The 21,873-nt window shown below is 45.3% G+C and carries 21 protein-coding genes; 5 read left to right on the top strand and 16 right to left on the bottom strand.

What is annotated here, in order from left to right; all coding sequences use genetic code 11:
- Positions 1–53: 53 nt before the first annotated feature.
- From gpsB to DRW41_RS12695, 5 genes are all read right to left on the bottom strand, one after another.
- Positions 54–362: a cell division regulator GpsB gene (gpsB, locus tag DRW41_RS12715; protein ID WP_115452578.1), complete on the bottom strand. Its 309-nt coding sequence runs from the start codon at positions 360–362 to the stop codon at positions 54–56.
- Between the two features lie 126 nt (positions 363–488).
- Entirely contained in the window at positions 489–1,037 is a 549-nt protein-coding gene (locus tag DRW41_RS12710; protein WP_115452388.1) for an SLOG family protein, read from the bottom strand.
- An 87-nt stretch (positions 1,038–1,124) separates the two neighbouring features.
- Complete coding sequence (locus DRW41_RS12705) at positions 1,125–1,358, bottom strand: CotD family spore coat protein (RefSeq protein WP_115452387.1); 234 nt, start codon at positions 1,356–1,358, stop codon at positions 1,125–1,127.
- Positions 1,359–1,714: 356 nt separating this feature from the next.
- Positions 1,715–2,983: a ribonuclease H-like domain-containing protein gene (locus tag DRW41_RS12700; RefSeq protein WP_115452386.1), complete on the bottom strand. Its 1,269-nt coding sequence runs from the start codon at positions 2,981–2,983 to the stop codon at positions 1,715–1,717.
- A 4-nt stretch (positions 2,984–2,987) separates the two neighbouring features.
- The gene (locus tag DRW41_RS12695; RefSeq protein WP_115452385.1) at positions 2,988–5,276 is read right to left on the bottom strand and encodes a DEAD/DEAH box helicase; all 2,289 of its coding nucleotides are present in this window, start codon (positions 5,274–5,276) and stop codon (positions 2,988–2,990) included.
- 187 nt (positions 5,277–5,463) lie between these two features.
- On the opposite strand from DRW41_RS12695, the gene DRW41_RS12690 reads away from it, so the two are divergent.
- Positions 5,464–6,156, top strand: a complete 693-nt coding sequence (locus DRW41_RS12690; protein ID WP_115452384.1) for a Crp/Fnr family transcriptional regulator — start codon at positions 5,464–5,466, stop codon at positions 6,154–6,156.
- Positions 6,157–6,406: 250 nt separating this feature from the next.
- On the opposite strand, the gene hcp is transcribed toward DRW41_RS12690, so the two are convergent.
- Complete coding sequence (gene hcp / locus DRW41_RS12685) at positions 6,407–7,708, bottom strand: hydroxylamine reductase (RefSeq protein WP_115452383.1); 1,302 nt, start codon at positions 7,706–7,708, stop codon at positions 6,407–6,409.
- Positions 7,709–7,894: 186 nt separating this feature from the next.
- Between hcp and DRW41_RS12680 the strand changes: the two genes are divergently transcribed.
- The gene (locus DRW41_RS12680; protein ID WP_115452382.1) at positions 7,895–8,386 is read left to right on the top strand and encodes an Hsp20/alpha crystallin family protein; all 492 of its coding nucleotides are present in this window, start codon (positions 7,895–7,897) and stop codon (positions 8,384–8,386) included.
- Positions 8,387–8,419: 33 nt separating this feature from the next.
- Here the strand turns inward: DRW41_RS12680 and DRW41_RS12675 are convergent, their stop codons facing one another.
- The 3 genes from DRW41_RS12675 to DRW41_RS12665 all read right to left on the bottom strand — a co-directional run bounded on the left by DRW41_RS12675 (position 8,420) and on the right by DRW41_RS12665 (position 12,312).
- Positions 8,420–10,822, bottom strand: a complete 2,403-nt coding sequence (locus DRW41_RS12675) for an ABC transporter permease subunit (protein ID WP_115452381.1) — start codon at positions 10,820–10,822, stop codon at positions 8,420–8,422.
- Entirely contained in the window at positions 10,815–11,678 is an 864-nt protein-coding gene (locus DRW41_RS12670) for an ABC transporter permease subunit (protein ID WP_115452380.1), read from the bottom strand. The genes DRW41_RS12675 and DRW41_RS12670 overlap by 8 nt, the downstream gene beginning before the upstream one ends.
- Positions 11,679–11,823: 145 nt before the next feature.
- The gene (locus DRW41_RS12665; protein WP_245959427.1) at positions 11,824–12,312 is read right to left on the bottom strand and encodes a YppG family protein; all 489 of its coding nucleotides are present in this window, start codon (positions 12,310–12,312) and stop codon (positions 11,824–11,826) included.
- 183 nt (positions 12,313–12,495) lie between these two features.
- Here DRW41_RS12665 and yppF point away from each other — a divergent pair, with 183 nt between their 5' ends.
- On the top strand, positions 12,496–12,696 hold the full coding sequence (gene yppF, locus DRW41_RS12660; protein WP_115452379.1) for a YppF family protein: 201 nt from the start codon (positions 12,496–12,498) through the stop codon (positions 12,694–12,696).
- Here the strand turns inward: yppF and DRW41_RS12655 are convergent.
- From DRW41_RS12655 to DRW41_RS12645, 3 genes are all read right to left on the bottom strand, one after another.
- Positions 12,688–13,089: a DUF1798 family protein gene (locus tag DRW41_RS12655; RefSeq protein WP_115452378.1), complete on the bottom strand. Its 402-nt coding sequence runs from the start codon at positions 13,087–13,089 to the stop codon at positions 12,688–12,690. The genes yppF and DRW41_RS12655 overlap by 9 nt on opposite strands.
- 119 nt (positions 13,090–13,208) lie before the next feature.
- A complete protein-coding gene (locus DRW41_RS12650) occupies positions 13,209–13,457 on the bottom strand; it encodes a hypothetical protein (RefSeq protein WP_115452377.1) in 249 nt (82 codons plus the stop codon).
- A gap of 403 nt (positions 13,458–13,860) precedes the next feature.
- On the bottom strand, positions 13,861–14,823 hold the full coding sequence (locus DRW41_RS12645) for a DUF2515 family protein (protein ID WP_245959426.1): 963 nt from the start codon (positions 14,821–14,823) through the stop codon (positions 13,861–13,863).
- Positions 14,824–14,972: 149 nt separating this feature from the next.
- On the opposite strand from DRW41_RS12645, the gene recU reads away from it, so the two are divergent.
- Together recU and DRW41_RS12635 are read left to right on the top strand one after the other, a co-directional pair.
- Positions 14,973–15,587, top strand: coding sequence for a Holliday junction resolvase RecU (gene recU, locus DRW41_RS12640; RefSeq protein WP_115452375.1), 615 nt, complete (start codon positions 14,973–14,975; stop codon positions 15,585–15,587).
- A 30-nt stretch (positions 15,588–15,617) separates the two neighbouring features.
- Positions 15,618–18,341 carry a transglycosylase domain-containing protein gene (locus tag DRW41_RS12635; protein ID WP_115452374.1) on the top strand — a complete coding sequence of 908 codons (2,724 nt, stop codon included), beginning with the start codon at positions 15,618–15,620 and terminating at the stop codon, positions 18,339–18,341.
- Positions 18,342–18,407: 66 nt separating this feature from the next.
- Here DRW41_RS12635 and DRW41_RS12630 read toward each other — a convergent pair whose 3' ends face one another.
- The 4 genes from DRW41_RS12630 to asnS all read right to left on the bottom strand — a co-directional run bounded on the left by DRW41_RS12630 (position 18,408) and on the right by asnS (position 21,838).
- The gene (locus DRW41_RS12630) at positions 18,408–18,890 is read right to left on the bottom strand and encodes a YpoC family protein (protein ID WP_115452373.1); all 483 of its coding nucleotides are present in this window, start codon (positions 18,888–18,890) and stop codon (positions 18,408–18,410) included.
- Positions 18,891–19,541, bottom strand: a complete 651-nt coding sequence (nth, locus tag DRW41_RS12625) for an endonuclease III (RefSeq protein ID WP_115452372.1) — start codon at positions 19,539–19,541, stop codon at positions 18,891–18,893. It lies immediately after the preceding gene.
- A 91-nt stretch (positions 19,542–19,632) separates the two neighbouring features.
- The gene (locus tag DRW41_RS12620) at positions 19,633–20,337 is read right to left on the bottom strand and encodes a DnaD domain-containing protein (RefSeq protein WP_115452371.1); all 705 of its coding nucleotides are present in this window, start codon (positions 20,335–20,337) and stop codon (positions 19,633–19,635) included.
- A gap of 205 nt (positions 20,338–20,542) precedes the next feature.
- A complete protein-coding gene (gene asnS, locus DRW41_RS12615) occupies positions 20,543–21,838 on the bottom strand; it encodes an asparagine--tRNA ligase (protein ID WP_115452370.1) in 1,296 nt (431 codons plus the stop codon).
- Positions 21,839–21,873: the final 35 nt, after the last annotated feature.

Genomic DNA, 21,873 nt, shown 5'->3' with positions numbered 1-21,873 from the left:
GTATAACCATGATGAAAAGCAATGGTTATTAGAGGAAACTCTGGCACAGCCGCTTATTCATACAGTTTATTCCCAAACACGTGTTTTTCCAGGTTGGAAAGGCGTTTTAAAATATCGAAATTGGTCGTTCCGGCAGGTTGTACAGGCTGCTGCGAAGCCCTTCTGGATGTTTCCTCAAGCTGCTTTTTCAGACGGAGGTTTTCCTGCTGGAGTTCTTCGATTTCCTGATGGAAAGTTTCATAATCCTTGATAATCAGGTCAAGGAATTTATCAACATCTTCCTGCTTATAGCCGCGCATGGCCGTCTTAAATTCCTGTTCCAAAATATCTTTTGCCGTAAGTTTAATTTTATCCGATAACATATCATTCACCTCAGGCTTCGCCAATCATTACATATTATTTTTTCAAAAATATCCCCTTTTGTCAATTCTTCATGGTTTTCCATTATCAAAGCTATTCTCATCTTGTGATTTAAGGGCAAATGGTTACTACTCGAAATTCCTCATCTGCTCTTCCTCGACAATCTCCTGAAGGTCCTGGAAGGTGATCAGCTTTATCGGGAACCCTTCCCTTCGCTGTGCCATTTTATATATGAATTTTGGGCTTCCTTCCTTTTCAGGGTCGTACAAAAGGAGCAGCGCATCGCTCTTATTGATGAAGAACTGGTTTTTCAGCCTGAATTGGACAGGGCTTTCGTAGTTTTTCTTCGTGACCGAATCAACGAATTCCGCGCCAAGCAGGATGGACTCATACCATTCCTTGTTTCCTTCATTCCATTTTTCCTCCTGGTTCAGGAAAGGGGTGATAACCGCAAGCTTGATTTCGGGGTAACTTTCCTGGAGTTCAAATACGGCTTCTGCCGCCCAAAGTTCAGCCCCCAGCTGGCCGCTGATTAAAACCCATTCAAGCCCGGCTTCAGCCATTACAAGCAATTCCTTTTTGAAGGCGGCGCGTATGTAATCCGCGGAAGGATGGTCCTTTTTAAATATGCCAATCTCAAACGGCTTATAACCCGAGACAGCCACTACCTTTGTCAAATAGTCCCCTCCCTTTTACTTTTTCCAGTGTACACCAAATTAAAAAGGGCGTTTGGCCCGCCCTTTTAAGAAACCTTAGCCCCCGCCCTAAAAAGAATTCCATGGGCCTTCCCGCCGCGCCTGCCTGAAACTGTGGACCGGCGGCATTTGCACAGTGCTGAATTGGTGCGGGAAATAGTGTTCATGGATGATTCGCTGATGGTTCAGAGTTACTCCATGGACCGGATGGATATGGGGGATGACAATGGTGGAATAAACATGGTTAACATGCATTGGGGCAGCGGGAATGAACGGATTTGGGTTGCCCGGCTTGCCATACATGGCAATCACTCCTTTTTCCAAGGTGTTAATAGCCTATGGCGAATCCCTGTTAAACGCGCTAAGAAATTAACCCAATTACATGAGCAAGGCCAGAAAACTTTCCTTCATATTTGTAAAAATGATTGCCGTCAGGCAGACTACGATAAAAAACAGGCATAATATTGCTTTATACATCCAAACCAGCCCCATATTTGTTGATTAATGTCGAAATTACCTTCCCAAATTCTCATTTTACCGCCCTCTGGAATCTTAAACAACTAATAAAACGGAAATTACCAAGGGAAATTTCGAATAATTTGTGACAATTTTTAAAACAGCCTTTTTTCTCATCAAAAAGAGGCCTTCCTCCGGCCCCTTTACTGGTTGCTGCTCGCGGCCAGCGATTTTCGCGCCAGCCTGGCCTCCCTGTGGATCAGTTCTTCAATCGTTGCTTTACCCGATGTTAACTTGACTTCCTCTTCCCCGATAAGGGAAATCGCGTTCTTGCAAAGACCAAGTGCCTCAGCATAATCTTTTTTCCTGTGTTCAAGGATTTTTGCCGCTTCAATGCATCCTTCAATCGCGAGGCTGCTATCTTTTGAACATGCAACTGAACAAAAAAGCTCCAGCGCGCGCTCCCAATTGAAATCCTTTTTTAACGCATGGCCCAGTGCAAGCCTTGAACGGTCCGCTTCCTCATCTGTTCCTTCAATCAAGGCGGTAAAAGCCTTGGCAGCTTCGCCGTGGTTCCCTACGGAAGAAAACCATTTGCCAACTTCAAAGGCTTCCCGGTTTGTACGGCCCTTATCCACTCCGCAAATCTGGAAGGTCAGGTGCGCATACAGTGTGACGAGTGAAAGGATATCAAGCTCATTATGCCTCAAGATACCAAGCATTCCTTCAGGCCTGCGGCTTTCGACAAAATCAAAATAGATCATCGGCGCCAGGAAACCAGGTATATCATCCACCCTTTCGACGCCGAGCACTTCCTTCTCCACAACAGACAACTTTAGCCTCTCGAGTTTATGCTTCCACAGCCTCCTAGCCGCATGGTATAAATCGAAATGGCCGAACTGCGGGAGTTTCGGAACATGGTCCCTGACAAGAGTGTGCCTCGTCTTTACCTGCGGCCAGTCAAACGATTTCCCGTTGTATGTGACGAGCGTCCGATAATCAATATTTTCCAAAAAGCTCTGATACAAAGGGACTTCCGCGCCGGGATTTGGCAGGATATGCTGCCTAACAAGGAGGTTGTCCCCCTTGATGAATGCATAGCCAAGCAAAAAGATTGTATTGCCCGCCCCTCCGCCAAGGCCGGTGGTTTCCGTGTCAAAGAAGAACAGCTCTCCCGGTGAATGGCCAGCCGATGAGAGTGGATGGTGAATCCCCGTTTCATCCCACAGGACAGCGGCTTCTACAAAATCGCAAAATCTGTACTTGCCGTGGCGATGTGACAGTGGATAGGCGGCTTCCCGGATCAAACAATATTGTCCATCGAAATAATAGGGTTTAACTCCTGCCTTTGCCCACTCGTCAGCAAAGGGAATTTCCTGTGCTTTTGCTTCCTTCTCTTTTTCTGGGCTCGGTGCATCCTTGCCGGTGGAAAGATGCGGTTTCAGCCGGTTCAATTTGTTTTTTAATGACATCTCCCTAAATCCGTTCCTCCTTAGCAGCTTCAAGAAAGAGGCTAATGATATTTAAAGCGTCCTTTTTTGCCGTCTCTGCCGACGTGTCCATGCCTATGCAGGATGGGCAGCCACTTTCACATTTGCAGTTGCCGATCATTGAGCTGGCTTCTTCAAGAACAGTGCCGATCCCGGAGTAAATTTTATCACTTAGCCCGATTCCTCCCGGATAGCGGTCATAAAAGAAAATAGTCGGCTTTTCATTATGGTCGGCTTTCACTTGCGGAACGACATGAATATCCTGCGGGTCCGCCATTACAAACAAAGGTGCGATATGGGATAGCGCATGGGCTGCGCCGATCAGGCCCTGCTCCAGTCGGTCTTGCCCCATCCCATCATGTGTTTCGCCAAGGGAAATCCAGGCAGCATTTGTATGCAGCTCCGCCTCTGGCAGAAAAATCGGTCCCGACCCTATGTTATCATGCGTTTCAAACTTAATCTTCTTGAAGATGGTGGCCATCGCCCTGACACTAACATCTCCGTAGCCAATCTCAGCCTCTTTCCGTTCCGATATCCTATCCACTTCCAACACCTTCAGTTGGACGGCCAGGTTCGCATCGGTAAAATAATCGACGTCCACTTCCCTTACGAATGCCTTTTTTTCGTCCCAATCAAGCTTTTCCACCTGATATTGGATTCCCTGGTGCAAATAGATCGCTTCATCATGCAGGAGCGTCATGGCTGAAAAAGTATCCATTTCCCCGATAACCTTTACATTGGCTACATCGGATTGGTCGATAATAATCACATTTTCCTGCGATGCCGACCTGAGGCTGATGTTATGCGCCGGAAATGAATCATTCATCCAATACCATTTGTCCCCGTTCCTGTAAAGGACCCGTTCCTCTGTCAGGTATTCAAGCAATTCTTCGGTTTCATATCTTCCGAAAGCCTCCCCTTTTTTAAAAGGGAGTTCGTAGGCGGCGCATTTTAAATGGTCGATGAGGATAATCAGGTTATCCGGATTGATCCTCGCGGTTTCAGGGCTTTTGTTAAAAAAATAATCAGGATGCTGAATCACATACTGGTCAAGCGGGCTTGAACTTGCAACCATGATGACAAGCGCCTCACCATGCCGCCTTCCAGCCCTTCCAGCCTGCTGCCAGGCGCTTGAAATGGTTCCCGGATAGCCGGTCATGATACACACCTGCAGCTGGCCGATATCTACGCCGAGTTCAAGGGCGTTTGTGCTTACTACGCCGTAAATGTCCCCTGAACGAAGGCCTTTTTCAATCCGGCGCCTTTCTGCGGGGAGGTAGCCGCCCCTATAGCCCATGATCGATTTCGGGCCGAGCTGGTTTTTCACTAGCTCCTGGAGATACGTCAGGATGATTTCAACCCTCACCCTGCTCCTCGCAAACACAATCGTCTGGATTTTATTTTTTAAAAGCTCTCCCGCGATCCTCCTTACTTCAAGGGTTGCGCTCCTCCTGATGTTGAGAGGCTTATTGACGATCGGGGGATTATAGAATACAAAATGCTTCCTGCCTGTCGGGGCGCCGTTGTTGTCAATCAGTTCCATCTTTGTTTCGGTTAAGGATTCGGCAAGTTCAACCGGATTGGCTATCGTCGCCGATGTGCAAATAAAAACCGGGTCGCTCCCATAATAATTGCAAATCCGTTTTAGCCTGCGGATTACATTCGCGACATGGCTGCCGAATACCCCTCGGTATGTATGAAGCTCATCAATTACGACAAACTTCAAATTCTCGAACAGGGATACCCACTTTGTATGATGAGGCAAAATGGCGCTATGGAGCATGTCCGGGTTTGTGATGACCACATGTCCAGCCTTCCTGACCCGCTGTCTGATATTCGCCGGCGTATCGCCATCATATGTGTAGCTGTTAATATCCAATCCAGCTTCCTGGATCAGTTCGTTGATTTCGCTCTTCTGGTCCTGCGCAAGCGCTTTTGTCGGAAACATATAGAGTGCCCTGGCATTAGGATCGTTGATAATGGTTTCAAGGACGGGCAAATTGTAGCAAAGTGTCTTGCCCGATGCGGTCGGGGTTACGGCTACAATATTCTTTCCCGCCCTTGCTTTTTCAAAAGCCGTCCTTTGGTGGGTGTAAAGCTCCCCGATCCCCCTTTTCATTAGTGCATCCTTCAAAAAAGGATTCATATTTTCCGGCAATCGAGCCGTCTTAGCAGGTTTTTCTTCAATTGTATGCCAATGGACGATATTTTCTTTATATTCACCGTCCAATTTAAGTTTTTCAAGCATTTCCTGAAGGTTTTTCCTAAGTTTCACGTTCATCCCCCCATATTCTTATTCTAGCGAATAGACGTTCGTTTACAAAGCAAAATCTTTCTATTCCCGGAAGAATTCAACAGGAAATTCCAACCAGGAGGCAGGGTGGCGATTTGCCAAGGTATAGCCATTTCCTTTGAATCTGGTAAAATATTATATAGGATGCAAAATTCTTGGGGTGAATAAGTTGAAAGCAGAAGCAATCAAAGAAGTTTTATCCTGGTTCACAATTTTCAGGGAGCTTGAAGGACATGAATTGGATAAAATCGCGGAAATTTCCCTTTCCAGGGAATTCGATAAGGGAACTCATGTATTCATGCAGGGCGATCCCCTTAAAAATGTCTATTTCGTTTCCAATGGGAAAATAAAAATTTATAAAAGTGATATAAATGGGAAAGAGCAAATAGTTTCCATTCAGAAAAAAGGGGATATGTTCCCGCACGTCGGCTTTTTCCGTAGGGGAGACTATCCGGCTTATTCGGAAGTGCTAGAAAAGTCCACCCTCGTAATCGTTCCAATCGCTGAATTTGAGAAGGTACTTATTGACAATCCAGAGCTTTGCATCAAATTGTTTCGAGTGCTAGGCGAGAAGATTGTCGACCTTCAAAACAGGCTGGAAGAACAAATCCTGAACAACACGAACGAGCAAATCATTAAATTGCTTGTAAGGATCGGTAAAAATCATGGAACAGTTCAGGAGAACGGCGAAATTTTCCTTAAAGCCGAGTTCACGAACAGGGATCTTGCCAATATGATTGGCACGACCAGGGAAACGGTCAGCCGGACTCTCACAAAATTGAAGAAAGATAACCTGATAAATGTGGACCGCCAGGGAAATATGCACTTTGACCCAGAACGCCTCCTTGAGGAGATATATTGATCATGAATATCCAGGATAAGTGACATTGATCGGGCAAAATTCTGAAGGGAAGTCACTCACATCCTGATGAGCGAACGGCCATATTCCGAAATGGAAGTCATTGAAATCATTAAAAGTAAGCCCCCCCATTTGGATTTGGATACACTAACATATTTAGAATTTTTCCCATAGGTTTTTTCACAAATCCTATGCAACTGCAAAAACCGCAGGATTAACGGCCTGCGGTTTTTTTGTGGGGAAAAATCCCCCCTTATTTTACTTCCGATAATTGGAGCATTTCATTCATGTCATCACGGGCATTGCCAATTAGCTTAAGGTTAAATGCGCTTTGGAGTACTTCCAGGACTCCCTGGGAAATAAATTCCGGCGGTTTCGGGCCGATGCGGATATCCTTAATCCCCAGGCTGAACAATCCTAGCAATATGGCGACGGCCTTTTGCTCAAACCATGACAGCACGATGCTGACGGGCAGTTCATTCACTTCACAGCCAAAAGCATTGGCTAGCGCGAGGGCGATCTTTACGGTCGACCCGGAATTATTGCACTGGCCAAGGTCGATATACCGTGGAATATCGGTGCCAGGCACAACTCCATAATCCACATCATTGAAGCGGAACTTGCCGCATGAAGTTGTCAGGATTACTGTTTCAGGAGGCAAGGATGTAGCGAGTTCACGGTAATATTCCCCGCCTTTTCCAGGAGCGTCGCATCCGGCAATAACGAAGAACCGTTTGATTTTTCCTTCTTTAACAGCGGCAATCACTTCCGGGGCTAGACCCAGGACAGTTTCATGGTGAAAGCCTGTCAGGAGGGTTTCATCCGATTCGATGGCTGCTTCCGGGAGTTCAAGCGCCCTTTCAATCAGCGGACTAAAGTTGTCATTTTCAATTTTCCGGACATTTTCCAGACCCGCCACTTCATAAGAAAACATCCTGTCAGCGTAGCCGCCTTTGATTGGCATGACACAGTTTGTGGTGGCAAGGATGGCGCCAGGGAATTTTTCGAACAGGCGGCGCTGGTCATACCATGCCTTTCCGATATTCCCCTTAAGATGGCTGTATTTTTTCAAAGCCGGGTATCCGTGGGCAGGCAGCATTTCGGAATGCGTGTAAATGTTGATTCCTTTTCCTTCCGTCTGGCGGAGGAGTTCCTCGAGGGCGAAAAGATTATGGCCTGTTACTACGATGGCCTTCCCTTCAACTTTATTTTGGCTAACCCGGATTGGTTCTGGAATGCCAAGGCGCTTTGTATGTGCCTCATCAAGCATTTCCATTACTCGGACAGCGGAACGGCCAACTTTCATGGCCATTTCGATATGTTCCTCTACATTGAAGTTTGAATTAGTCAGCGTCATATAAAGAGCTTCATGCGTAACCGTATCAACGAACGGATCTGTATAGCCAAGCTGGTTGGCATGCGTACGATAAGCTGCAATTCCCTTTAATGCGAAAATGATGGTGTCCTGGAGGCTGGCGATCGTTTCGTCTTTTCCGCAAACCCCAACGACTTTACAGCCTCCGCTTGGAGTTTGTTCACATTGATAACAGAACATGGTGTTTCCCCACTTTCATCGATAACTACTATCCTAGGATAATACGATGAAGGCATTTCTATATGTGACAACTATCACATATTTTTGAATGTCAAAAATCGTTCATACTTCCCTCCATTGCTTTTCACTTCTTTGCTCCCATTACATAAGATGTTGTAGAAAATACTGTAGAGATGGGGGAACATTATGCCAGATGAGGGATTGAACAAGAAAAACGATCAAAGAAAAGCTCCGGCAAAGCCGCCGTCCGAGCCTTTGGACACGGTCATCCGTACATTCAATGACTTTTTCCACTATCCGCCTGTAAAGGGTTTCCTTCAGTCAATCGATGATTTTTTCCAAATGCCGTTCTCGGCTGTCCCTTTTCATGTCGATGTCCAGGAAACCACCGATGAGTATATCCTTACCGCCGAACTTCCCGGCGTGGGCAGGGAACAAATCCAAATTGGCATTTTCCGGGACAGGGTTGTAATTGCTGTGGAAAATCGGGAGGAACTTAGCGAATCTGATGAAACCGAAGGAAGCTTCAGGCGGAGGGTAACGAAAAAACTTGATTCAAGGTCCATTTCTTTTCCAAAAGCAGTCAATGAACAAAAAGCGAAAGCAACCTACCGAAATGGGCTTTTGACAATCCGGCTTCCAATTGACAAGGGCAAGCAGCTTCGGATTGAAGGATAAAAATGGGGTGCGGCAATAGCCGCACCCTTTTCATCATTCTGTTGAAGTATCAAGCCAATCACTGAAATAACCACGGGGGACTCTGAAATAGTCCATGGTGAACCTAAGGAACTCCTTTGTATCGACTTCCTTATACTTGAATCGATTATAATAGTCGGATAAATATTGCATGGCAACTTTCTTCACATCTCCCTCATTCCTGACATAATGATTGTCCTCGATAAGGTTAAAAATCTTTATGGCGGGTTGTCCGTATACAAAGCCCGTATGCCTGATTTTGTCCACAGGAGTGTTGGAATATTGGCGCCTGATATTTGCCTGGTCGATACTTCTCATCCTGTTATTCGACAGTTCCTGGGCAATTCCCAGCGGTTCGTCCTCTTTGATGTAGAAGTACATATTGGTCGCAAACTCGGTAAACCCTTCATCAATCCATGGCTCGTTAAACGGGTCATTCGCGACAACACCATAAAAATACTGGTGGGCGATTTCATGGACGAGGGCTATTTTGAAAAATTTATCGAATTCATGGTATGGGTTCACTGTAACGATTCCGGGATATTCCATGTTTTGGCCAAGGTCAAGGACGATATCCAATTGTTTATGAGGATATTCGCCAATCTTTTGCTGGTAGAATGAAAGAGCGTTCCTGGCGAGTTTCAGCGCTTCTTTCGGATCCCTGCCGTGGTCCCCTTTTGTATAGAGCTTGATTGAGACCCCTTTTGATTCTGCTTTGTATACATCCATATCCTTTATGATGGCAATGAAGAAATCTCTGACTTTTCCTGCCTTGGCTTCCCCTTTCCCTGTTTTTGGAGAGGGATCGCCATCGGAAGAAGAAATGAAAGAGTACCCCTTTGGAAGTTCATATTTTACGGTATAATCCGAAAAACCCGTATGGAAAGTTTCAAGCCCGTTGGAAAACTCTCCTTTATTCCATTTTCCGTCCTGAAACGTGGCGAGCATCGGATACCATTGCGCCAGATAGAAATTATCCCCGACCTTTGACAACCTGCTTCCTTCCTCTGGCAGTTCAAGCGTATAGGCGAAATACGCTACGGTTTCCTCCCCTTTTTCTAAATTCTTTGGCAGCTTCACCTTGAGCGTATCATTCGCAAGAGTATGGACAGCCTTTTTCCCGTCAATCTTAACGGAAGTGAAATTGACCACAGAATGTCCTTTCACGGTTTCATAGGAGTGGCCCTCGGTGAAAGAATTCGGAATAAAATAGAAAACAAGATTATCCCATTGCTTATCCGAAAGGTTTTTCGCGGTAACTTTGGCAAAGATGGTAAACTTCCCCGATTCACTCATTTTAATTTTTAGATCATATTTTGCCTGACTATAATTTTTCACGCCTATGTCGTTATTCCGTGTTGCATAAACAAAAGTGCCCGAAAAAACGAAAATAACAACAAGGATCACATAAAAAAGCTTTTCCCCTTTAGGCGGCCACAATTTCAGCGCCTGCCCATACTCCTTTCTCTTTGGCTGAAGAACAGGTTCAAAGCCGGTTTTAATCCACGGCATCCGCTGGTAATTGGACTGGAACCGGTTTTTCAGGCCATTTGCGAGCAGGCTGAATGAGAGTGTTGTTATCAATAGGGCTGCCAAGGGAACGAGAAGGACATGAAAGGTACCGTATACATTTCCCCTCGCCTGGCCAACCAGTCCCGCTAGTTCATTCGTTATCGATATATAAATCACCGGATCCATAGTCATGGTTGTACCGCCGACAAAAATATTGACGAGGGCCAACTGTCCCATAATCGTAATTACATAGACGATTTCCAGGATGAACATCACTGTGAGGGATTCCTTCATTTGAGGGAAAATATGGCGCCAGATAATCCTGTTCCTCCCCGCCCCGAGGCTTTTCGCGGCCTCAATAAACACGGATTTGTTGATTTCCTCCGTTTTTTTGCGGACGGAAGAAACAATGCTCGGTGTGCTGATCACCGCTGCGGCAATGATGAAATAGATTATTAACTTTATTGGTTTAAGCATCGAATTCATACTGATGGGAATCAGGAAAAAATACAAAATAATGAATAACGGCACGTAGCTCCAGGCATTTTCAAATGCCTCCAACCAACCGGGCACTCGTTTCATCGTCCCGGCGTATAGCCCAATCAGCGTACCTGCCCCCATCTTCAATACTGTAACTGCGATTGAAACAAGCACAGTGTAACGTATGCCATGAAGGACGAGGGTTAAAAGGTCATACCCCCACCTGTTCGTCCCAAGTGGATATTCCTTCATTGTAAATGGTTCAATTGGCGGCGCAATTATGGTTCCGTCCACATACTTCGCTTCCAGCTGCTCCGACAGGCTATATGGTGCCAGGATTTCTCCAAATGCAGTAAGAAAGAGAAGGATACCGACAAATGTTACGCCAATATAATAGGAGTAGTTTATCCGGAAGAGCTTATTCATAAATAAACCCCCGTTTAAATACGAAAATTATTATTCTGGCGGCAATGTATGTAATCAGGGACATCAGAAGCATTGAAAACAGCCCGATTGCAACCGGCTGCATCTCCGCATTTTGAAAAATGAATTTCGTAATGCCAGGGACGTTCAGCAAGTATTCCACGACAAACAAATTTCCCACTGCCAATGAAATGACCTTTGTCAATTCAGCGTTGATAAAAGGTTCGATATTCTTGAATACATGCTGGAAATTAATATAATTGGGCCTGAGCCCTTTCGCCACAGCAGTCCTGACAAAGTCTTCCCCACTTGTCTGGTAATACTTCACAGCGACAATCTTAAATAAATAGAGCGATGGAGCAATCGAGGTCAGAAGCATCGGGAACCATATATTTAGCGCGCTAGCGTTCGGGGTGAGGGATACAATCCTGACGCCGGTAGCTTTGTAAAATTTGATAGCCAATATAAGTGACACTATAATCAGGATAAAATCTGGAACCGCCGCAAGGATATTAAGGATGGCGTTTACAATCCTTGTCAGCTTGAAGCGACTGATGAAAATCCCGAAAATCAGGCTGAATACTATCCCTATTCCAACCCCGGCAAGAATGATATAGAGGCTTGTCATAAAATTGTCCCCGATATCTTCGGCAATTGGCCGTTCCCGCCCCGCCAATTCATATGTACCCAGGCTGCCATCCAGGATTTGGCTGAAAAAGGAAACCAACAGCGTGGGAGCCTGTTCAAAATTCCATTTCAAGGACTGAGAACCGTAATCTATTTGCACAAATGACGGGAAAGCCGCGAGAAATAAAATAAGGATGACTATAATAGTCCCCTGCTGGAAAAACCGTATCATATGTAATTCCCCCCTCCTAAATGGACGATTATGTTATCAGAATGTTACAAATGTCCCACAATTTAAATAATTGGCATATTTCAACGTAACATAATTGAAATAAAAATAAAAGAAAAAAAGGAAACAGCCGCGGCTGTTTCCTCCCTTAAACTTTAAATACCCCGCCAAGCCCTTTGAGAAGAGCGGATGCCTGGCTGACCGCATTGATCGCCTGGCCGGCCGTGTTGACCATTTTTGTGATATCCAAAGACCCATCCTGTGATTTAAATGAACTAAGGACGGAATTCATTGCGCCAGGCTGCTTAGGCTGCAAATGATTTTTCGGATATGGATTCATCGGAAAATACGGATTGAAGCCAGTTTGGGGAGGCTGCTGCATTTCACTCCCCCCCGCTTCAAGCGGGTTTTGAAAAAGGAAGTGGCTGCCCTGATCCCCATAGTAACCTTGCTGCTGGCCATATGCCCCCGCTGCTGGATAAGGGCTTGCAGGATGGTATCCGCCCTGATAATAGGGCTGACCCATTACCCCCATAGGCTGCGAAGGGTAAAATCCATTAGGCATCTGATGGGGAGCCATTTGCTGTGGCATGCCCTGCAACATATAGGTGCGAGGCTGGTCCCAGTTCATATGCATTCCTTCTTCCCTCCCATCCAAACGTATTCATCTACTATACAATATGTTGGGATGGAGCCGTGGTGCATCGATTAACAAATGTCGGAATGTCGGGCTGTTTGTCGGAAGTTTCAATTTTGGAAAAAAAGAACTTTTGGCATCCGCCATGGTAAGATAAAAAAAACGTTGAAAGGGGCGCGTTGAGTGGATACTGTAAAGTTGAAGGCTTTTTTTATCCAGAGCCACGGCAATGCTGAAACTTGTGCCAATGATCTAAGGGACTATGCCAGGAAGCTCTATGTTGAAAATGAAATTACCGTTATGGAATTCAGGCAACTAATCCGCGAACTTGAAGCGGAAGGCGCGACAGTCCCAGACAGTGCGGAAGAAAAACCTTTAACGTAACCAATCGCCCGCCTCACCGGCGGGTTCTCCATTTTGGCTTGTTTCCAATTTACTCATTAAAGATTGAAGTGTGTATTCGACTGTCCTGCTCGAATTGATAAACGTATAGCGGCTTGTCTTAACAAAGTATGCCTGAATGGAAAGCTTTTCAATATGTTCGCCCGCTGTTTCAAGTTGCCTTTGCCCAATACCTTCCCTCATAAGAAAGTCCGACTGCCGGGCTGCCTCCGCCTTCCATTGATCATTTATCGCCTTTACCTCATCGGCAAAAGGTTTTACCTCATGAAAAAAATCCCCATCGGTATTGTTTTCCCGTGTTTTCTCATATATCTCAACGAACTTCCTGTTATACTCGATTAGCTTTGCGGTAAGGGATTGCAGTGTTTCTGTCATGGGATCCTCCGATAAGAAAAGTGTAAGCGCACGTTTAGCGCTGGAGCTAGACAAATTTTATATTTTCTCATGTTTTAAAAAAACAGCCATGCTGGATGGCTGTGAATTTTAATATTAGTTTATCTTCCTGAATACGTTAAATCAAGCCTTAGGAGTGGATATTCACTGGCGCCGCGCTTTTGTGCCCTTTCTTCAATGTTGGACAGTTTCGCTTCAATCCCGTTCATTTCCTTTTGTTTCTGGCTGGCCAGTTCATTGGTTAACCCAGAGTACGCCATTTCAATCGCCGCATCAAGCCTTTCTAGCCCATCGCTTATTTCAGAAAGCTTTTGAAGCAGCAATTCCTTTTGCTCAACCAGTCCTTCCACGCGGAACACCCCTTTTCAATGTGATATATAGGATATTCTTCGTGCAAATCCAGTCTCCTTCATACACGGCAAAACTAGAACAAATCCGCCAAAGGTAGTGGAATTTCCTTCTTTTTTTTTAGTGTTCATCAGAAAAAATCGACAAGGATTCTGGTAAGGAACACACACTGAAGGGCATGATAGTACTGGAGGTGTTTTAGCCATGAAAAAAAAGGGTAATGGGAAGAAAAATCAAAACGGACAGGAACCAAAAAAAGTTGGTTACGGGGATAAAAAGCTGATTGGTGAAAATAGGCCGGCTGAATAAAGTGGCCGCCACTCAGCAAAACTCCCTTTCGAACAAAGCATCCAACTTTGTTTTAACAAAAAAGCAAGGATTCCCTTGCTTTTTTTGTTAAAAAAATTAAAACTTCCAATCAATATCAAAAGCTTTTTTCAGTGCGACCATTAAATAAAGCTGATTCCTCTTGGTTATATACCAATCTGTAAGATGGATAGTTCCCTTTTCTTTCGCTGGGAGAAATAATCGGGGGTTATTGAAAAGGCGGCCCTTACTCCAATCCGAGTATGTGTGGCGATTGTGTTCAATAATGGGAAATGTCGCCCTTAGAAAAGGAGTGTGCCGCGGGACTTTTTGCTTAAAATATTGTTCAAAGTCGTGTCTCGAGCCCGTATGCGCCGTTCTTTCGGCGAATTCCAGAAAATAAGGAAAAAGCCGCGGGTGAAACAAGATTCCCACAAGCCGTTTTCCAAGTTCAATACGGTTTGCAACCTTCCTGAACCCTGACACGCTCGCGCCATAAAGTTCGCCACCGCAGGTTGGAAAAAGGACTGAACTGAAATGCATCCAGTCCTGCAGAAAAAATTCGGGAGAAAAAAACACTTTTTGTTTGTAAAGGGGATGATCGATTATAGGCTGTTGGATGACATTCTGTTCATTGATGATTAAGGCGATTGTTAGCCTCCGGCCATCCTGTTTCTCCCAATAGAGCGGCCACTCCTTTTGCATAAACGAAGATATACGAAAAAACTTCAATAGATGAAACAAGGGGCGTTTAAATTTCGTCGAATAATGATAGAGAAGGAGTTGTGGGAAAGCATCATGAAAAATAAGCCAGTTAGCCCTTTCGAATGTGAGGAATAATTGCTTTCTCGCACCCTGCTTCAGCAAGTGGGGGAAAATGGCTCCTTCCAGGTCGCACATATTCCACCCTCCATTGCGCGACACCATGCTGGCCAAAAAAGCCCACTCCAATTCAGGGTGCTGCTTAAAAACTCGGAAATATGCATTCGTTCTGGTAACATTATCAATATTCCATTTTTGGGTTTCCTGTTTGATTTTTTCAATCAGGGCATTATCCGGCATCATTGTTTTCATCCTTTATTGGGGAGATTCCTGGGCACCATTATACGTCCCTGGACTTTATTACTATTGATTTGCCTGCCGGCTCATATTTATTCAGCAAAAGCAGGCCGGTTTTGATATGATAAGTATTAGTTTGTGAGGTGCTTATCATGGTGAATTATCCAAACGGCCGAAAATATACCGCCGAAAAGGCGTTTACGGCATCCACGGGTAAAAGAAAAACAAACAGTTCCTACGGAAATAGGGGCATGACCCTCGAAGATGACCTGAACGATACGAACTTATATTATTTAAGCAGGGGGATAGCGGTAATCCATAAAAAACCCACTCCAATCCAAATTGTACAGGTCGATTATCCGAAAAGGAGCGCCGCTGTTATTAAGGAGGCTTATTTCAAACAGGCGTCCACCACAGACTATAATGGCGTTTATAAAGGGAAATATATCGATTTTGAAGCAAAGGAAACCCAAAATCCGACTTCCTTTCCATTAAAAAACTTTCATGAACATCAAATTCGCCATATGGAAGCCGTCCTTGCCCAAGGAGGGATCTCCTTCGTCATCCTCCGATTTGCAAGTACGGATGAGATATACTTGCTTGAGGCGCACCAATTGATGGAATATTGGACCAGAATGGAACAGGGCGGAAGGAAGTCAATCAGGAAAGAAGAGATCGCTGGCACCGGAAGGCTTATTCATGCCGGGTATCAGCCGAGAATAGACTATATAAAAATATTGGATGATCTCTACAATCTATCATCTTAGATTTGTTTATGTAGGAAAGGAAGGAATCACATGGCAAATAATTATAAATCCAGGGAGGAACGCAGGCAACAATTGAATAAGACTGGAAAGAAAAAGCCGGCAAATTCAAAATACGGCCTTTTCAAGAAAATTTTCCTGATTCTTATTGCTATTGGCATTGCCGGCATGCTTTCCGGGGTGGCCACCTTCGCCTATCTTGTTCAAGGTGCCCCAAAGCTAGAGAAAAAAATGTTGAAGGACCCAATCCCGTCCAAAATTCTTGACATCAATAATAATCCGATACGGGAAGTAGGCTCCATAAAGAGGGATTACGTAGATTACAAGGATATTCCGAAACTGGTCGAAGATGCCTTCCTCGCGACCGAAGATGTCCGATTCTATCATCACCACGGCATCGACCTGATTCGCCTGGGGGGGGCCGTAATTGCTAACGTAACCGATGGATTCGGTGCTGAAGGCGCATCGACAATAACTCAGCAGGTTGTTAAAAACTATTTACTATCCAACGACAAAACCATTAAAAGGAAGGTACAGGAAGCTTGGCTGTCCTATCAGCTTGAACAGAAGTACACGAAACAAGAAATCTTTGAAATGTATGTAAACAAAATATACATGTCCCGAGGCGTTCACGGAGTCGCAACCGCGGCCAAGGAATATTTCGGCAAGGACCTGAAGGATCTCGAGCTGCATGAGGTCGCGCTTTTGGCGGGAATGCCGCAAAGCCCAAACAACTATAATCCTTTTGAACATCCCGACCGGGCTGAAAGAAGAAGGAATATTGTACTGTCCCCTATGAACCAGCACGGGTTTATTTCAAAAGAGCAAATGAAGGAAGCACAAAGCATTCCTGTAGAATCAAGCCTTATCCCCGAGGACAAACGGCAAAAAGATAGCAAGCCTTATGATTCTTTTGTAGACGCCGTAATTGAAGAAGTAAATAAAGCGGGCGATTTTGATATTTTTTCAGATGGCCTGACCATCTATACCACACTGGACCGGGATGCCCAGGATTATGTCGATAAAATGATGTTCACTACCGATGTTGTCCAATTTCCGGATGAAAAGTTTCAGGCGGGAATCGTCCTGCTTGATACAAAAACTGGTGAAATACGGGCAATTGGCGGCGGAAGGAATAAGGATGTACAGCGGGGATTCAACTACGCGACCGATATAAAAAGGCAGCCTGGCTCAACGATCAAGCCCATCCTGGATTACGGCCCCGCGATTGAATACAAGCAGTGGGGAACTTACCATATGCTTGAGGACAAGGAAATCAAGTTTTCGAACGGAAAAGAATTCGGAAACTGGAACGACAAATACGATGGCTGGATGACGATCAGACAGGCTCTCGCAAAGTCCAAGAATACGATTGCCGTACAGACCCTACAGGCAGTAGGCACGGATAAGGCTAAGGATTTTGCTGTCAATCTTGGTATTCCGTTAAAAGAAATATATGAATCCTATGCCATTGGAGGGTTAAAATATGGCGTCTCTCCCGTCCAAATGGCAGGTGCCTATAGCGCTTTTGGCAATAATGGATTTTATACAAAACCTTACACGGTTAAGAAGATCCAATTCAGGGATGGGACCGAAATCGACACAACACCTGAAACAAAGGTTGTCATGAAAGATTATACGGCCTTCATGGTCACGGATATGCTGAAAAGTGTCCTGGGACCAGGCGGGACCGGCACCATGGCGAAAATCCCGGGACTACCGGCGGCAGGAAAAACCGGGACAACCAACTATACAGACGATGAATTGAAGAAATTGAACATTAGTGAAAAATCGGTTCCTGACGCATGGTTTGCGGGATATACGACAGATTATACAATCGCTGTCTGGACCGGCTATGAAAGCAGAAACACTCCGATAAAGCCTGGAAAAGATCAAAAAATCGCACTGCTTTTATATAAAAACCTGATGGAACATGTGTCGAAAGGAAAGAAAACCGCGGACTTCACAATGCCTAAAAGTGTGGAAAAAGTCCGGATTGAAAAAGGTTCAATTCCCGCCAAACTGGCGAGCCCTTATACTCCAGACAGCCTTGTACTCTATGAATATGCTGTCAAAGGAAAGAAACCTAAGCAGGTATCCCAGAAATTCGACAAACTTGTATCTCCTAAAGGCTTAACAGCTCAATACAACAAGGAAACCAATTCCATTTCCGCAAACTGGGGCTATGATGAAGCCGGCGCCAGCTTTGCAATCAAAGTTGCTGAAAATGGCAACCCTGTATTGTCGGATGAATCAAACGGCACATCATTTGAGATAACGAATGTTAAACCGGAAGCCATCTATACCATTTCGATAACTGCCCTTAAGGATGGAAAAACAAGCGAACCTGCATCAATTTCCATCAAAGTCCCTCGAACGCAAAGTTCTGGAGACGAGCAGAAAGACGATGGGAACAATAAAGGGAATAAGGATGGAAAAGACAAAGACAAAGGAAAAGGCAACGGCACCGGAACTGGTGGCGGAGGTGACGACGGCGGCGACGACGGTGGAAACACTGGCGGTGATGACGGTGGAGGCACTGGCGGTGATGACGGCGGAGGCACTGGCGGTGACGACGGCGGAGATACTGGCGGAGGCACAGGCGGCGACACTGGTGGTGGCACTGGCGGAGGTACCGGCGGTGGTACCGGTGGAGGCACTGGCGGAGGTACCGGCGGTGGAACCGGTGGAGGCACTGGCGGTGGTACCGGTGGTGGAACCGGTGGAGGCACTGGCGGTGGTACCGGTGGTGGTTGATTTATTTTTATAGTAAAGGAAAAGCGCCTGGCTTTTGTGCCAGGCGCTTCTTATATGTCTAGTCATTTATTTCTTTTTAGTGAGATTTACAAGAAAATGCTTATATTGCTCATCCATAAGTTCCCTCAATTGGATGAAGGAATGAAACAATTCCGGCCGGTCAACCAAAAATTGTATTCTTTCCCCGCAGTTTGCCGGTTTTACCGTCAAGCCCGAAATATCAGGAAATCGAGCAAGTGTAACAGCTTGTCCATTGCTCCAAAAAAGCAAATGTAGAAACAGCCCAGTTCCCTTTCTCATCGAGGCCCGTATGGCTGACTTGTCCCTCTTTTTGAAAGCTTCGGAGATTTCTTCCTCAAGACCCACCCATCCCGAATACAGACTCTGCACGGATTGGCGGGGTTCATTCCATGGCCGTTTTCCGCCGCGTCCGGAATAATGTGAAATCTCGTTTGAAAACAATGTAATATCTGCCGTGATAACCAGCGGACTCTTTATTAATTCATGGAAAAAAGGATGATCCAAAGCGAAAGGGACATGTAGCTCCATTTAAATTTTCCCTTTCATCCGCTTTTTACCTTCCCTGCAAACCGTCAGTAACGGGCAAGTTGGGCATTGGGGATTTTGGGCCTTGCAATGGTACCTCCCGAAAAAAATCATCCGGTGGTGGGTCAACGACCATTCATCCTTTGGCACCTTTCTCATCAGGGTCTTCTCCACTTCAAGTACAGAGTCTTTCCATCTGCATATCCCCAGCCGTTTGCTCACCCGTTCCACATGAGTATCGACGGCGATTGCCGGAACCCCAAAAGCAACGGAAACAACGACATTAGCCGTTTTGCGGCCGACACCCGGCAGCTTCGTCAATTCATCCCTATCCCGAGGAACTTCCCCTCCATAGGATTCCAACAGCATCGAACAGAGTTTTTGGATATTTTTCGCCTTGTTCCTGAACAATCCGATTGACCGGATGTCATTCTGCAACTCTTCAAGAGATACATCCAAATAATCCTGCGGCGTTTTGTATTTTTTAAAAAGCGACTCGGTCACCTTATTCACAAGGACATCGGTACATTGGGCGGACAGGGCTACCGCGATTACCAATTCAAAGGGATTGGAATGGTTCAGTTCACAATGGGCTTCGGGAAACATCCTGCCCATTTCATCAAGGCAATAACGAATCTGATCTTTGTTCAGCAAATCGGTCACCTGCTTTAAATAATCTAAATCTTATAATTTCCAAAGAAAAAACAAAAACGAGAGAAGCAGCCTCTCTCGCCTGGAAACGGCATTACTGATCAAGCCAATTGTAAAATGGCACCGCTGCTGCGGGCTGGGTTTGGCGGTCGGAAAGAGATTGCCTTGTCTGCTGGCGCTGGCGGAATTTTTGGCTTTGCGATCTAGCCTGCTCGATGGTTTTTATTCCATTCCTTTTCCATTCAAACAAAATCCGGTCAATGTACCGAAAGTTGAGTTTTCCGGACATGACGGCTTCACGTAATGCCGCCTTAATAATTTGAGGGGCATGTTTGTCATCATCCACCCACATTGCCAAAGTTTCACATTCGAAAGGTGAAAGCGGACGGCCGAATTCCTTTTCAAATACGGTGTACAAGTCCGATTCTTCAGATTTTCTGCCCAGTTCTTTTTCGTTTTTTTGGTTAAGCATGAATTGGTCTACGAGCTTTTCCCAAAGCGGATCAAGAGAGTATTTTTCGAAACGGATTCCTTCCGGGGAATATTCATCGATGATTTCTATGTAGCCTCTTTGAATCATTTTCCTAAGCAAATCGGTGCATTCATTAATGGAAATTGTCATCCGGGAGGACAGCTCCTCCGGTGTGGGGAAATTATTCCCTTTTTGTGCATACGCAAGTATGTTCAAAACAATGGCTAGGTCATATTCAGACAATTTTAAATTCCTATATTCAGAAAAAAGCAAGGAAGGTATTGTCACATTCCCTTCATGCATCCATGCAAGGATACCCGTTTTCATAATTCGACACCTCCCTATCAGTATACCATGAACGAGCCGGACAGGTAAGATGTTCAGCCAGACTCTTTTTTTGGAAACCAGTGCCTGTTTGAGTGCTATTCCTGATAAACCCGCCGAAATACTTTTTTTCTTTAAAAACGGCCCGTACGATGAAATTGAGATAAGAAACCCGCCAAACAGGTGATTTGGCGGGTTTTATATTGTTTTATGGATACAGCCTGTTCAGCAGGCGCGGGAATGGAATGGTCTCCCTGACGTGTTCGACGCCGCTAATCCAAGCGACTGTTCTTTCAAGTCCGAGGCCAAAGCCTGAATGAGGGACAGAGCCGTATTTCCTAAGCTCCAGATACCAATTATATGTCTCCAATGGAAGGTTATGCTCTTCAAGCCTCTTTTTAAGCAAATCATAGTCATGGATCCGCTCAGATCCGCCAATGATTTCGCCATACCCCTCCGGAGCAATCATATCGGCGCATAAAACAACATCATCGCGGTCTGGATGCGGCTGCATATAGAAAGGTTTTAGGCCGGTAGGGTAATTGACGATGAAAACAGGCTTGTCATAGCTTTCGGCAATGGCCGTTTCATGAGGAGCCCCAAAGTCATCCCCCCACTGGATATCGTCAAAGCCCTTTTCATGGAGCAATTTGACCGCATCATCATACGTAATGCGCGGAAAAGGCGTTTTGATTTGTTCAAGTTTCGATAGATCCCTGCCAAGAGTATTAAGCTCAAGCTGGCAATTTTTCAGGACGGATTGAACGATATATGCCGCGTACTCTTCCTGGACGACTAAGCTTTCTTCATGGTTCGTAAATGCCATTTCTGGCTCCATCATCCAAAATTCAATCAAATGCCTTCTCGTTTTTGATTTTTCTGCGCGGAAGGTCGGCCCAAACGAAAACACCTTGCCAAGCGCCATGGCTGCCGCTTCAAGGTGAAGCTGGCCGCTTTGAGAAAGAAACGCATCTTCTTCAAAATACTTTGTATGGAAAAGTTCTGTTGTACCTTCCGGCGCGCTGCCAGTTAAAATTGGCGGATCAATCTTAACAAACCCGTTATTGTTAAAGAACTCATACGTTGAACGGATTATTTCATTCCGGATTTTCATGACAGCATGCTGACGTTTTGAACGCAGCCAAAGATGACGGTTATCCATCAGGAATTCGGTACCGTGCTCCTTCGGCGTAATCGGATAGTCGGTGGCAAGCTGGATGAGTTCAATTCCATTAACGTTCAATTCATAGCCAAACGGGGAACGTTCATCCTTTTGTACTACACCTGTTACATACAAGGATGATTCCTGGGTAACTGTTTTGGCCGCCTGGAATATCTCTTCAGACACCTCATTCTTGACTACCACTCCCTGTATGAATCCAGTGCCATCCCTTAACTGTAGGAAGGCAATTTTCCCGCTGGAGCGTTTGTTGGCGAGCCAGACACCAATTTTCACTTCTTCCCCAACATATTTGTGGACCTCTGCAATCGTCGTTTTAATCACTTTTTTTCCCTCCAAAACTAGCAAGACAATTTCTA

This window comes from Neobacillus piezotolerans (assembly GCF_003362805.1).
In the GTDB taxonomy this organism is placed as follows: domain Bacteria; phylum Bacillota; class Bacilli; order Bacillales; family Cytobacillaceae; genus Bacillus_D; species Bacillus_D piezotolerans.
Note: the sequence above shows the minus strand (reverse complement) of the source record. Positions and strands in the feature narration are given on the sequence as shown.

What these genes read in the sequence shown, in the direction of transcription:
- DRW41_RS12655 (WP_115452378.1), bottom strand. Translation starts at nt 13,089, where the DNA reads ATGACAGAAACACTGCAATCCCTTACCGCAAAGCTAATCGAGTATAAC.
- DRW41_RS12700 (WP_115452386.1), bottom strand. Translation starts at nt 2,983, where the DNA reads ATGTCATTAAAAAACAAATTGAACCGGCTGAAACCGCATCTTTCCACC.
- DRW41_RS12705 (WP_115452387.1), bottom strand. Translation starts at nt 1,358, where the DNA reads ATGTATGGCAAGCCGGGCAACCCAAATCCGTTCATTCCCGCTGCCCCA.
- DRW41_RS12630 (WP_115452373.1), bottom strand. Translation starts at nt 18,890, where the DNA reads ATGGAGCTACATGTCCCTTTCGCTTTGGATCATCCTTTTTTCCATGAA.
- DRW41_RS12680 (WP_115452382.1), top strand. Translation starts at nt 7,895, where the DNA reads ATGCCAGATGAGGGATTGAACAAGAAAAACGATCAAAGAAAAGCTCCG.
- DRW41_RS12665 (WP_245959427.1), bottom strand. Translation starts at nt 12,312, where the DNA reads ATGCATATGAACTGGGACCAGCCTCGCACCTATATGTTGCAGGGCATG.
- DRW41_RS12645 (WP_245959426.1), bottom strand. Translation starts at nt 14,823, where the DNA reads ATGCCGGATAATGCCCTGATTGAAAAAATCAAACAGGAAACCCAAAAA.
- DRW41_RS12620 (WP_115452371.1), bottom strand. Translation starts at nt 20,337, where the DNA reads ATGAAAACGGGTATCCTTGCATGGATGCATGAAGGGAATGTGACAATA.
- DRW41_RS12675 (WP_115452381.1), bottom strand. Translation starts at nt 10,822, where the DNA reads ATGAATAAGCTCTTCCGGATAAACTACTCCTATTATATTGGCGTAACA.
- DRW41_RS12635 (WP_115452374.1), top strand. Translation starts at nt 15,618, where the DNA reads ATGGCAAATAATTATAAATCCAGGGAGGAACGCAGGCAACAATTGAAT.
- DRW41_RS12670 (WP_115452380.1), bottom strand. Translation starts at nt 11,678, where the DNA reads ATGATACGGTTTTTCCAGCAGGGGACTATTATAGTCATCCTTATTTTA.
- gpsB (WP_115452578.1), bottom strand. Translation starts at nt 362, where the DNA reads ATGTTATCGGATAAAATTAAACTTACGGCAAAAGATATTTTGGAACAG.
- recU (WP_115452375.1), top strand. Translation starts at nt 14,973, where the DNA reads ATGGTGAATTATCCAAACGGCCGAAAATATACCGCCGAAAAGGCGTTT.
- hcp (WP_115452383.1), bottom strand. Translation starts at nt 7,708, where the DNA reads ATGTTCTGTTATCAATGTGAACAAACTCCAAGCGGAGGCTGTAAAGTC.